This window comes from Niastella yeongjuensis, from assembly GCF_900110245.1.
In the GTDB taxonomy this organism is placed as follows: domain Bacteria; phylum Bacteroidota; class Bacteroidia; order Chitinophagales; family Chitinophagaceae; genus Niastella; species Niastella yeongjuensis.
Map to the genome: position 1 here is coordinate 480,726 of NZ_FOCZ01000007.1, position 13,221 is coordinate 493,946.

Consider the following 13,221-nt stretch of genomic DNA (forward strand, 5'->3'; position numbering starts at 1 on the left):
TCCGATGAAACTAATACTCTTCGCTCTTAGAAAACCCATTACCATCATGGTGCTGGTGGCCTCCGTTCTTTTCTTCGGAATAAGTGCGAGCCGAACGATCAAGGTTGATATTTTTCCGGGATTGGATCTACCGGTACTCTATGTCGCGCATCCATATGGTGGCTTTACACCTAACCAAATGGAGCCATTCTTTACAAAGCAGTATATAAACACGCTGCTTTTCGTGAACGGCGTTAAAAGCGTTGAAACAAAAAACATACAAGGGTTAACATTAATTAAGTTAACCTTTTATCCTGGTACAAATATGGCCGCTGCAGAAGCGGAAGCAACCGCTGCAACCAACCGTGCACAGGCTTTGTTTCCCGCAGGTTCCAATCCTCCTTTCCTACTGCGCTTCGATGCATCAACCTTACCAATAGGGCAATTAGTGGTAAGCAGCGATACACGTAACAATAACGAACTACTCGATTTGGCCAATATTTACGTGCGGTCGGCATTTACTCAGATCCCTGGGCTGTTATCGCCGTTGCCATTTGGAGGAAATTTCCGGACGGTTGTTATTAAACCAGATCCGGAGTTATTGCGAAGCCATAATTTAACGCCTGAACAGGTTATTCAGGCTATCGCGGCCAATAATCAAAGCACTCCATCGGGCAACGTTCGCATGGACGATAAAAATTACCTTATTCCGATCAACACTACCATTCACCGGGTACAGGATTTCGGTAATATCCCGCTTTTTAAAGGTGGCGTAGAAAACCTCTATCTGCGTGATATTGCAACTATCCAGGATGGTGCTGACATAACGGTTGGCTATGCACTCGTTAACGGCAAGCGTTCTGTTTACATGCCTATTGCTAAAAATGCAGATGCATCTACCTGGGAGGTCGTGAAGAAATTGAAGGAAGCATTGCCTGGCATGCAAGCGACCCTGCCTGAGGATGTGAAGCTGACTTACGCGTTTGATCAGTCGGTGTATGTCATCAATGCTGTTAAAAGCCTGATCTCGGAAGGAGTTATTGGCGCAGTGCTTACCGGATTGATGGTATTGCTCTTTCTTGGTGACTGGCGGGGCGCAGTGATAGTCATTCTAACTATTCCTACCTCAATTATTACGGGCGTGCTTTTTCTCAATCTTTTCGGGCAAACCATCAATATCATGACGCTTAGCGGACTTGCGCTGGCCATTGGTATTCTGGTGGATGGAAGCACTGTGACGATTGAAAATATACACCAACACCTGGCAATGGGAAAACCCAGACGGCTTGCCATCTGGGATGCATGTAAGGAAATTGCTTTCCCCAACTTGCTTATCCTTCTTTGTATTCTGGCGGTATTTGCACCTGCATTCACCATGGGAGGCATTCCGGGAAGTTTGTTTCTACCACTTGCCTTAGCCATCGGCTTTAGCGTGATAATGTCTTTTTTCCTGGCACAAACATTTGTTCCGGTTATGGCAAACTGGATCATGAAGGGGCATGCAAAACAAACGGATCAGCATCAGCCTTTAAAAGCAGGTAAATTTGACAGGCTACGTTTAAGGTTTCTCAGATTTATGGACCGGATGATGCCTTATAGAAGGACCATTGTAATCGTTTACCTGATTGGTTCGATAGTAGTGGCAGGTGGGCTGTTGTCAATTATCGGGAAGGATATATTACCAAAAGTGAACGGCAAACAATTTCAGGTAAGAATACGGGCTGCTGAAGGAACACGGATTGAAAGAACGGAAGAAAAGACTTTGAAAACGACCCAGATCATTAAGAATATCGTGGGCGAAGAAAATGTGCTGATCACTTCTGCTTATGTGGGCCTGCACCCGAATATGTTTTCCATGAACCCTATTTATCTATGGATGGCTGGTCCACACGAATCCGTGTTGCAGGTTGCCTTCAAAGAAGACTATAAGACCAATCTGGATCAACTAAAAGAAAAGATAAGGGCACAGGTCACAAAGCAAATGCCCGGGCTGAGGCTGTCTTTTGAGCCCATTGAATTAACTGATAAGATACTAAGCCAGGGCTCACCAACGCCGATAGAGGTGCGTTTTGCAGGCCGTAACAAAAAGCTGAACGAGCAGTACGCTGAAAAGCTGATGTACGAACTGAAAAAAATAAGTTATATAAGAGACGTTCAGTTGGGCCAATCCAATAAATATCCAGCTATCGAGATCGAAGTGGACCGCATACGGGCCGCGCAGCTGGGAGTAGACATCAACGACATTTCGCGGTCATTGGTCGCCTCTACCTCTTCTTCTCGGTATACAGACCGTAATATCTGGATCGATGAGAGATCAGGAAATAGCTATAACGTTCAGGTTCAGGTACCCGAGAACCAAATGAAGAGCTTAAGTGATATTGGCGAGATACCACTATTGAAAAACAATTTCCGTCCAGTGCTTAGCGATGTAGCCACCATTAAGCATAGCATTACCTACGGAGAGAATGACAACCTTGGCACTCTTCCCATGTTAACAGTTACCGCGAACCTCGATAATAAGGATTTAGGTGCCGCGGCAGCCGATGTACAAAAAGCTATCAGGGCGCTGGGGGAACTTCCAAGAGGCCTTACCGTTCAACAAATAGGTCTGAATCAAACATTAAAAGATACACTAAGCAGTCTTCAAAATGGTTTAGCTGTAGCCATTGTGGTAATTTTTCTAATGTTGGCGGCAAACTTTCAATCTTTCAGGGTATCGGCAATTATTTTATCTACAGTACCGGCGGTGATCATTGGATCGCTTGCGTTATTACTCATTACCGGTTCAACGCTCAATCTGCAATCGTATATGGGTATCATTATGTCTGTTGGTGTATCAATATCCAACGCAGTGCTGCTCATCACCAATGCGGAGCAGCTACGACTAAAAAATGGTAATGCCTTATTGTCGGCGAACGAATCAGCCGCCCTAAGGTTGCGACCAATTTTAATGACGGCCCTCGCCATGGTGATGGGCATGTTGCCAATGGCAAGTGGTTTAGGTGAAGCAGGTGATCAAACATCACCGCTCGGTCGCGCCGTCGTAGGTGGATTGATCGCGTCTACCTTTGCAGTGCTGTTTATACTGCCCTTGCTATTTGCGTGGGGCCAACAAAAGGCATCCCTTAAATCTGTTTCCCTTGAAGCAAATGATGAGGAAAGCCAATCTTATATTAACTCTTTAAGCGAATAATATGAATATTAATTCCGCCAACACCATTATAACAATCGCATGCGTGTTCGGGGTGGCGTGCTCGTCGCCTTCAAAAGAGAAGGAACCAGTTCATAAGACTGCGCCGGCCACACCACCCGCTGCGTCCGTGACTTTTGAACTCACTAACGGATCGGTGCATACTGATCTGGTTATTCCTGCAGAATTATCCGCATACCGGGAGGTAGATCTGTATGCCAAGGTAAACAGCTATGTGAGAACTCTGTCTGTCGATGTGGGGTCTTTTGTAAAGAAAGGGCAATTGCTGGCAACACTTGAAGCGCCCGAGCTAATCTCTCAGTTAGCCGCAACAGAGTCGAGGTATAAAGCACAGCAGGCAATTTATGAATCCAGTAATGCGACCTATCAACGTATTTTAGACGCAAGCACAACGCCGGGGACAATCTCAAAAAATGACGTGGACATTGCCTTAGCCAAACGCAATTCAGACCGGGCACAAATGGAGGCAGCTATGGCAGATTACAAAGCCAATACGACTGTTACGCAATATCTGGTGATCAGGGCCCCATTTGACGGAGTGATCAGCGCAAGAAATGTAAACTTGGGAGCATATATGGGACCTTCGGGCAAAGGGTCTGAGTTACCAATTTTCACGCTCCAGCAGCAGCAACACTTACGCCTCATCCTGCAAATCCCGGAAGCATATAAAAACCTTATCAAGCTCAATGATGTGGTCAACTTTACGGTAAAAGCTTTTCCTGACCGGGTATTCAGTGCAGAAATTGCACGAAGGGCTGGCGTTATGAATAAAAAGTTGCGCTCGGAACATGTGGAACTCGATGTACTAAATGATGGCTTGCAACTATCTCCGGGAATGGTTGCAGAGGCTGTAATTGGACTAAATACCGGTTCAACGGGATTTGCAGTGCCTAAAGGGGCGGTCGTAAATTCAACCGATGGCGTTTTTATGATCGAAGACTCGTCCGGCTATGCCAAACGAGTGCCGGTCAGGCTTGGCAGAAGTTCCGATAGTCTTGCTGAGGTTTTTGGAAAGGGCCTTGTTCCAGGCCGGAGGTTTGTTCGCAACGGAAGTGAAGAAATCCGCCATGGTTATGCTTTGCATTAACTAGACAGAATTGTCCATTTTTTGTTAATTTTGCGTATGAAGGAATCAGCAGCAAAAGCCAGAATTCTTGATGTAGCTACAAGATTATTCTACGAGCAGGGGTATAATTCTACTGGCATCAATCAAATTATAGAAGAAGCGGAGATCGCCCGGGGTTCTTTGTATAATCACTTTCCCTCAAAAAGAGATCTGCTTATCGCCTATATCGAACACGCTGAAAATGCCTGGTTTGCCCGGCTGAGCGAATTTCTGAGAAAGTACAGAACCCCAAAGTCTAAACTACTGGGCATATTCGATTTTAGGGAGGATGAACAATATAAAACAGGCTTTCGTGGGTGTCACTTTTCTAAGGTAATGGCAGAAATTCCGAAAGACGATATCGAGATATTTGCACAGGTGAGCCGTGAAAAAGACCGCATGAAGTACTACATCAGGGAATTATTAGTGCAAATAGAATTAAAAAACAAATCGGGACTGGATATTGATATGATCTGTGAGGCAATATTCCTTCTTTTTGAGGGGTGTACAATTGCTGCGAGTTTATACAAAGGTGAGCGGCCAATAGCAAATGCAAAGAAAATAGTTACTTCGTTATTATAGTTAAACAAAAATCAGGAGGTTGTCTCAGATCAAATGAGAGAACCTCTTTTTTCCCATACAGCCCAGGTTATTTAAAGACGTTTTTAACATTGATAAAATCTGAAGGACGGAAACTGGTAACCTGGTAAAATGTACTACTAAATGAAGAGAGGCTTTGATAGCCCGTTTGGTAAGCTATATCTTCCAGGGAATGGTTGTTTTTTACAATAAGCTCAAAAGCCTTTGCCATCCGCAACAGTTTTAAATATTGAAGAAAAGACATATCCAATGTAGTCTTAAAGAAGCGGGACAACGAACGAGCACTAAAATTAAATTTTTTGCTGATAGTTGCAATAGAGTGCTGTTCTGATAAATTATCTTCCATGTATTTAATAATCTCCAACATTCTTGTATTCTCTGTATGGGGAAGAGCCATTGGAAGAACGCGGGTACTGATCTCGGGCAGTATATTTTTTATAACTTTTAAGAATAAATACTTTTCATCATTTTCCATAACATGCCCCGCCCATTTTTGAGAATGGATGAACATTTGAAGCAACAGTTCATTTATAGGGTAAATCCCAATCTTATTATAGAATTCATTTTTATGATCGTCTCGCGTATTAAAGAATATGGAGCGCAAATGGGTGGCAGAGTCGGCAGCTGTTAAATTATGACGGACGCCCGCTGGCATCCAGAAATAATGCCTTGCAGGAATTAAATAAGTCCTTTCTGCAACCTGAATATAAGCAAGCCCACCTTCTACATATGACAACTGCCCCTTTGAATGCGTATGAAATGGAAGTCGTTTTTCGCATTTCTCATACATTACAAATATGGAGTCTGGCAATAAATCTATTTCAGGTAAAGAAGCAGTAATGTGTCCCATTCTCCCTTTTATACAAAGATAGAATTATATCCATCAATTGGCTGGATTCAACAAATATTTGACTAAAATACTAAAACAACATACCTCAGGAAGCTTATACCTTTGTCAAGGAAAGTAGCAATGGTTATTTATTGATGGACTACAAGTTCAATTATCAGGTGATATTAATTTACAATGATCGAACCGGTACATTTTAGCTACTGCATCTAAATAACGGAAGGCTTAAAACCATTTCAAACAGCTGCCGGGATTTTTGAAATATTTAATAATAAAAGTTTGTATGGACCAATTCACATATCTCAACAATGGGAATGCAGCTTATGTCAGCGCACTCTACGATGATTACCAAAAAGATCCGGCTTCAGTAGATTTTGTCTGGCAAAAGTTCTTTGAAGGATTTGATCTGGGAAAATCATCAATTAATGAAAATAATCCTGCTCCACCATCTCATACAGTCGAAGTAGCAACGGTACTTGAGAAGGAGATCAACGTGCTTAATTTAATTAATGGCTATCGTACAAGAGGGCATTTGTTTACAAAAACGAATCCGGTAATGGAACGCAGGAAACATAGTCCCGCACTGGAGCTGGAAAATTTCGGTTTAATAGATGCGGATCTTGATACGATATTCAATGCAGGCGCAAAAGTAGGTATCGGGCCGGCAACGTTACGTGAGATCAGGGAATTGTTGGAGCAGACCTATTGCAGGTCCATTGGTGCAGAATATCTTTATATGCGCGATCCTGAGAAGATAAAGTGGTTTGAAAGCAGGATGGAAAAGGAACGTAATACCCCCCGGTTTTCCGCTGATAAAAAGAAAAATATACTTAATAGACTAAATGAGGCAGTAGTCTTTGAAAATTTCCTGGGCACTAAATTCCTGGGACAAAAACGTTTCTCGCTGGAAGGAGCTGAATCATTGATACCCGCTTTAGATTTTGTAATAGAGAAGGGTGCTGAATTGGGAGTGGAAGAATATATTATTGGGATGGGACATAGGGGCAGGCTGAATGTACTGGCAAACATCATGAGAAAGCCGTATAAAGAGATCTTTTCAGAGTTTCAGGGCAAGAACTATGATGTTACAGGTGTGTTTGGCGGTGATGTAAAATACCATTTGGGATACTCAAACGACATACAGGTATCCAATGGCAGGATGGTACATATAAGCCTTTGCCCCAACCCTTCCCACCTCGAAACTGTTGATGCTATTGTAGAAGGGGAAACCAGGTCGAAAGCAGATCTAAAATACAATGGGAACCACAGAAAGATAGCACCTATTCTACTTCACGGTGATGCCTCCATCGCCGGACAGGGTATTGTTTATGAGATACTGCAAATGTCGAAACTAGATGGGTTTCGCACGGGTGGCACCATACACCTGGTTGTAAACAACCAGGTGGGGTTCACCACCAACTATAAAGATGGCAGGTCCAGTACATATTGTACTGATCTCGCCAAAGTCGTTCTTAGCCCGGTATTTCACGTTAACGGAGATGATGCGGAAGCATTGGCATACGTGATCAATATGGCTATGGAATACCGTCAAACATTTCAGGAAGATGTTTTTATTGACATATTATGTTATCGTAAATATGGACATAATGAATCGGATGAACCTAAGTTTACACAACCTCTGTTATATAAGGCCATTGAAGCCCATCCTAACCCGAAAGAGATCTATGTAAAGAAACTAATAGCAGAAGGCAGTGTTGATGCCAATTATGTGGAAGAACTTGAGAAAACATTTAAAGATCAATTGCAGATCTTACTGGATGAATCCAAAGCAGAGGAAAAGTTCAAGCCTGTAAAGCAAATGTTCGATGGTGTTTGGAAAGGGCTGAGAATTCCCGTTGATAAAGATTTTCATACATCACCAGATACCTCTATTTCAGCGGAAGCCTTATTAAATATAGGGCGCGACATCACAACCCTGCCAACCGGGAAGAAGTTTTTAAAAAAAGTTGAAAAGCTTTTTGAAGCGCGAAAAAAAATGGCAGCCCAAACACAGATATTTGATTGGGCAATGGGAGAATTACTGGCTTATGGTTCTTTACTAAAAGAGCATTATGCCGTACGCTTAACCGGAGAAGATGTAGAACGCGGCACTTTTTCACACAGACACGCCATACTTACTGTTGAAGATTCAGAAGAGAAATACAATCCACTGGATGCTTTACAGACAGACGTCCGATTTGAAATTTACAATTCCCTTTTATCTGAATATGCGGTATTGGGCTTTGAGTACGGCTATGCGTTAGCCAACCCCAATGCATTGATCATTTGGGAAGCGCAATTTGGCGATTTTGCAAATGGTGCTCAGATCATCATTGATCAGTATATCGCAAGCGCTGAAACCAAATGGAAGCTTGGGAATGGGTTGGTTTTGTTACTACCTCACGGGTATGAAGGTCAGGGACCGGAACATTCATCAGCGAGGATAGAACGTTTTATGGAATTATGCGCCAATAACAATATTCAGGTAGCCAATTGCTCTACACCAGCAAATTTCTTTCATATTCTACGCAGACAACTGCATCGGGATTTCCGCAAACCACTAATAATATTTACGCCTAAGAGTTTACTGCGCCATCCAAAGTGCGTTTCGCCAATCGACGATTTTACCAGAGGCGGTTTTCAGGAACTGATCGACGATAGTCTGGCTAATACGGAATATGTTAAACGGATTCTATTTTGCTCTGGTAAAATATATTATGACCTGCTAGAGAAGCAACGGGCAGAAGAACGTAGGGATATAGCAATTGTGAGGATTGAACAGCTTTACCCAACACCTGTTCAACAGATGAAAAATATCAAAAAAAAATACAGCAATGCCCGGGAACTGATCTGGGTTCAGGAGGAGCCACAAAATATGGGTGCCTGGCCATACATATGCCGAAAGTTCTGTGAAACCGATCTTCAGATGAGTGTTATATCCCGCAGGGAAAGTAGCAGTACTGCAACCGGGCATACAAAACTGCACGAACCCGAACAGGCGGCAATTATCGAAGATGCGTTTAAAACATCAATTCATATCATGGAAACGATTGGATTAAAATAAATGAGTTTAAATTCAATTAAAACAAAAATTCCTGCAGTGGGCGAATCTGTAAGTGAAATTACGAGCTTACTGCAACACAAATTTAACCACCTGCATGTAACTATTACAAAAATGGATAATAAAATAATTTCAAAATTTATGCTAGCAACGGAAGAAGGCATAGAGATCTTGCTTTCTTTAGCGACGGAGATAACTTACGAAAAATTTGGTTCAATAACGACAAATAAAATTCTTGAACAATACATTGCCGGTAGTTTCAACCGGAGAACAATGATTATTGAAATGAATAGTTTGTCAAATCAGTGGGTAGTCGTGTTTTACAATAATGAGCCAGTTGGTTATATGCGAATAACATCGAATGGTAGAAGGCCACAGCTACTTGCAAAGAAAAGAATAATACGGTTGGCAGAATTTGGGATCTTGAAAAAATATGATGATCCGCAGATTCCTTTATCGCTATTGGAAAAATGTTTATCTGTTTGCCGTGGTTATGATGGTCTATGGATAACCGAATATGCTGAACATCCTCTCCTGCCCTTTTTTGAAAGTAATGGATTTCTCAGGTTGCAAGAAGTACCCGATCAGTATGAGCTGCCGCTGCCCGCTTTATATTTATTCAGGGAAAATGAAAAATAGATGGACGCAATAAATGACATACTATTAACAATGACCTAACGATTAACGATCCGACGAAATTAGGTGTTAAAAGGGTGAGTACCGGTTCATCCTTATGGTGCATTTTATCGTGCTGCGCGGGAGGTTAGATATCAGGGAGGTTTTAACTATGGGAACGAATCAATTCTTTATCAGGACATGAACCGATTTTTTGAAGAACGATAAAGAGACAATTACAAATGATATGTGAAAAGAATACTTTTTATTAAATGTCCAAAAACGGGAAACCTCCTTTATTGTATATTAATTTTCAACAAGGAACAAGTACGAGACACCTTAAAAACAAAAACGAACAACGGTGACATTCCTGGGATTCGCTGTATTTATTTATTTTTAATACTATTAACATCTCCAAATTTCTTCTATTTAAATTCTGTTAACAATCCATTTGATCTTCGTTGACAAGTTTGAAAACGGCAACCGGTTAATTTAGTTAGCTATAAGATTCAATCAAAACTACTGCAATGACTAAATTAACACTGGTCGGCAGAATTGCCTGTTACAAGGTTGTTCTGTCTGTCCAAATACTATTGCTATTTGTGATACAGCATGCCTTTTCCCAGGTAGCACCCGCGGCAAACAGCGTTATTGTTTCCGGTGTTATTAAAGACGGTGGTGATGGTAAGCCATTAGGCGCCGTGACCATTGAAATAGCCGGCACCAAACAAGGCGGTATGTCCAATGAAGATGGTAAATTTCTCATCCGCGCAGCACCGGGCGCAACAGTCACCTTCCGGTCGGTAGGTTATCTCCCCAAAGACCTTAAAGTTACAGGAACACTCACCAACCTGATCATCACGTTAAAGCAGGACCCAAAAGGGATGAAAGATGTAGTGGTCATCGGGTACCAGAGTCTTGCCCGGCGCAATGTCAGTGCCGCTGTTACATCCCTTGATCCAAAGACCATTGCAGATGTACCATCTCCTACCCTGGATGGCTTGTTGCAGGGACGGGTAGCAGGTGTCAATGTACAGAACTTCTCCGGTGAGCCCGGCGTTCGCAGTACAGTTGTTGTGAGAGGTAATACGTCTGTTAGCAGGTCCGTTAACAATGATCCCACTACTGCCGCCGGTAAGGCCAGTCTGGCCAGAGCGGTAAGCGGTCCGCTGTATGTTATTGACGGCGTTCCCCAGGCTACGGATGATATTGCCGCCATAAATTATGGCAATGGTACCAATACAGATGTACTGGCGGGCATTCCTGTCAGTGATATTGAATCTATTGATATCCTGAAAGACGCTTCGGCCTCCGCCATTTACGGATCCCGCGGCGCCGGTGGTGTTATCATCATCAAAACCAAAAGAGGTACACCAGGCAGGCTGCGCATCAACTTCAGCACGTACCATGGTATTACTGAAAGACCAACATTGGACAAAGTATACATTGGGGCTGAAGAAACCCGTGCCAAGATGGACCTGATCAATCATTACGGTCCCTATAACAGTTTAACGGATCTGCCCATGATCCTGACAGATACATTGAACCCGGCCTTTAACAATGCCAATGATTACCGTGGGGGTATGTTTCAGACCGGGTTGGTAGATAACGTAGACCTGTCAGTAAGCGGCGGTAGTGATGTTGTCAATTACCGATACGGCCTGAACTGCTACAATGAAAAAGGCATCATTAAGAAATCCGGGCTGCAGCGCTATAGTTTTAACAGCAATACGAGTGTAAAGCTGTCATCCAAACTGACTGTTAACACACAGATCCGCTTCAGCCATCTTAACCGCCCCCGTTCTCTGAATGACATTACCGGCGGTTATGGTCCTTTTAATGGCGGTTATTATGCATCCAGCAGGCTGCCGGCTTCTACCTTGTACCTGAGCCCTGCCAGCCGGGATTTTATCTTTGGTAATGCCAGTAACCAGACAGATGCCAACACCAATAACAGTCTTACCATCAGCCCCAGCATTGACTGGAAGATCTCCAATAAGTTAGTCTTTAATACGGTGATCTCCTTCCAAACGGCCAACAGCCGGCGGGATACTTATTCACCAGGCAAATACCGACAAAGTGGTGTGGGCTATGCTGTTAGCTTTGCGGACAATTCCGCCAATTACCTGATGAGCAACACCCTGATGTATACCACAGCCATTGGCAATAGCCATCATTTGAATTTCCTGCTGGGTCAGAATACGGAGTTCCATCAATACCGCTCAACAGATGTTGAAACAGATGGTATTCCCAATGACCAGGTAGCCGTAGTTAATATCCTGAATAAAAATCAATCATCCGGCTTTTCTGATCTGATTGAAAGCGGGATCCAGTCCGGCTTTTTCAGGTTGAACTATGATTTTAAAGGCCGCTATCTTTTCTCCGGCGTATTCAATGCCGATGCGTCATCTAAATTTGGTAGCAATAACCGTGTAGGTTATTTCCCTTCTGTGTCTGCAGGCTGGATCGTCAGTGAAGAGCCCTTCATGGATGGCTTTTCAGGCTGGCTCAGTATGTTGAAGATCAGAGGTAGCTTTGGCGTTACGGGCCGTCAACCGGATGAGGGCAGCAACTATTTGTCCTATAATACTTACACTATTGGCGCTGGTAGTTTTGCGGGCAGCAACAATCCAGCTAACAACCAGAACATTTCTTTTACCTATAATGGGGTGCCGGCTATTTCACCCAATTTTTCAGCCGGTCTGGCCAACAAGAACCTTACCTGGGAACATTCACAGGAAGCCAATCTTGGTATTGACATCAATATCCTGAACGGCCGGTTCAACCTGGTTACGGATCTGTATGTACGCAATACCAAACAAGGCATCTTCTCGCTGGTGTTGCCTGTTACTACCGGGTTCTCAACTATTACCACCAATGCCATTGGTACGCGCAACTCAGGTATAGAAACCCAGTTATCTGCACACTGGTTCAAACCAGCTAATAAATTCCAGTGGTCGACTGATTTTAACTTTGCCTACAATAAGAATATGGTCACGTCACTGCCCAATGGCGGCAGGGATATTGTTGTTAACCAGGGTGCAACCAGTTACCTGCTCAGGCAAGGCCATCCCATCAATGAATACTTCCTGTTTCAGGCAACGGGTGTTTATAAAACTGACAAGGATGTTCCCTTTAACCCGCTCACAGGTGCCGTGCTCAATTTTTACGGCTATCCTTTCAGAGGGGGAGATCCTATCTGGAAAGACCAGAATGGAGATGGCATATTGGATAATACAGACTATGCACCAGCAGGCAATCCCAATCCAAAATTCACAGGCGGTTTTAACAATACCTTCAGCTATCGTAACCTCAGTCTGACCGTGTTCTGTACTTATACACTTGGCAGGCAGATCTATAATGACTACCTGGCGGGCAGGCTTTCCGGTCTGGTGCCTACGGATGATGGTGATCCCAACCCTTTGCATGCCATTTCCCACAATGCTTTTCCTGACCTGAGTGATATTAACTACTGGCAGAATCCGGGGGATAATGCTACCTACCCTTCACTCAGCTCCTTTCTGGGCACCCGTTACAAGTATGCCGCAGTCAGCTCCCAATGGGTGGAGAATGGAGATTATATGCGGATCAAGACCATGACCCTTTCGTATGTGTTCAACCCTTCTGTGTTGCAGCGTCTGCACCTGGGCAGGCTGAGGGTATATGGCATGGTAGACAACCTGCATATTTTCCAGAAGGCGCTGGCGCCGGATGCCGAACAGGTCGATCCTTTTGGAATATATAACGGGAGTGGTTATCCCATTCCAAAGAAATTCACTTTAGGTCTTGATATGAGCTTATGA

General features: G+C 43.4%; 7 protein-coding genes. 6 read left to right on the forward strand and 1 reads right to left on the reverse strand.

The features are described from left to right. Window positions 1-4: 4 nt before the first annotated feature. From BMX95_RS21020 to BMX95_RS21030, 3 genes are read left to right on the forward strand one after another with little or no spacing between them, the layout of a single operon-like run. Complete coding sequence (locus BMX95_RS21020) at window positions 5-3,172, forward strand: efflux RND transporter permease subunit (RefSeq protein ID WP_081203703.1); 3,168 nt, start codon at window positions 5-7, stop codon at window positions 3,170-3,172. Window position 3,173: 1 nt separating this feature from the next. Beyond that, the gene (locus tag BMX95_RS21025) at window positions 3,174-4,277 is read left to right on the forward strand and encodes an efflux RND transporter periplasmic adaptor subunit (protein ID WP_081203702.1); all 1,104 of its coding nucleotides are present in this window, start codon (window positions 3,174-3,176) and stop codon (window positions 4,275-4,277) included. A gap of 36 nt (window positions 4,278-4,313) precedes the next feature. Then, the gene (locus BMX95_RS21030; protein WP_081203701.1) at window positions 4,314-4,877 is read left to right on the forward strand and encodes a TetR/AcrR family transcriptional regulator; all 564 of its coding nucleotides are present in this window, start codon (window positions 4,314-4,316) and stop codon (window positions 4,875-4,877) included. A 67-nt stretch (window positions 4,878-4,944) separates the two neighbouring features. Here the strand turns inward: BMX95_RS21030 and BMX95_RS21035 are convergent, their stop codons facing one another. After that, the gene (locus tag BMX95_RS21035) at window positions 4,945-5,745 is read right to left on the reverse strand and encodes an AraC family transcriptional regulator (protein WP_081203700.1); all 801 of its coding nucleotides are present in this window, start codon (window positions 5,743-5,745) and stop codon (window positions 4,945-4,947) included. A 280-nt stretch (window positions 5,746-6,025) separates the two neighbouring features. On the opposite strand from BMX95_RS21035, the gene BMX95_RS21040 reads away from it, so the two are divergent. From BMX95_RS21040 to BMX95_RS21050, 3 genes are all read left to right on the forward strand, one after another. Further along, window positions 6,026-8,806, forward strand: coding sequence for a 2-oxoglutarate dehydrogenase E1 component (locus tag BMX95_RS21040; protein ID WP_081203699.1), 2,781 nt, complete (start codon window positions 6,026-6,028; stop codon window positions 8,804-8,806). Further along, entirely contained in the window at window positions 8,807-9,442 is a 636-nt protein-coding gene (locus BMX95_RS21045; RefSeq protein ID WP_081203698.1) for a hypothetical protein, read from the forward strand. A 503-nt stretch (window positions 9,443-9,945) separates the two neighbouring features. Further along, on the forward strand, window positions 9,946-13,221 hold the full coding sequence (locus tag BMX95_RS21050) for a SusC/RagA family TonB-linked outer membrane protein (protein WP_081203697.1): 3,276 nt from the start codon (window positions 9,946-9,948) through the stop codon (window positions 13,219-13,221).

What these genes read in the sequence shown, in the direction of transcription:
- BMX95_RS21020 (WP_081203703.1), top strand. Translation starts at nt 5, where the DNA reads ATGAAACTAATACTCTTCGCTCTTAGAAAACCCATTACCATCATGGTG.
- BMX95_RS21025 (WP_081203702.1), top strand. Translation starts at nt 3,174, where the DNA reads ATGAATATTAATTCCGCCAACACCATTATAACAATCGCATGCGTGTTC.
- BMX95_RS21030 (WP_081203701.1), top strand. Translation starts at nt 4,314, where the DNA reads ATGAAGGAATCAGCAGCAAAAGCCAGAATTCTTGATGTAGCTACAAGA.
- BMX95_RS21035 (WP_081203700.1), bottom strand. Translation starts at nt 5,745, where the DNA reads ATGGGACACATTACTGCTTCTTTACCTGAAATAGATTTATTGCCAGAC.
- BMX95_RS21040 (WP_081203699.1), top strand. Translation starts at nt 6,026, where the DNA reads ATGGACCAATTCACATATCTCAACAATGGGAATGCAGCTTATGTCAGC.
- BMX95_RS21045 (WP_081203698.1), top strand. Translation starts at nt 8,807, where the DNA reads ATGAGTTTAAATTCAATTAAAACAAAAATTCCTGCAGTGGGCGAATCT.
- BMX95_RS21050 (WP_081203697.1), top strand. Translation starts at nt 9,946, where the DNA reads ATGACTAAATTAACACTGGTCGGCAGAATTGCCTGTTACAAGGTTGTT.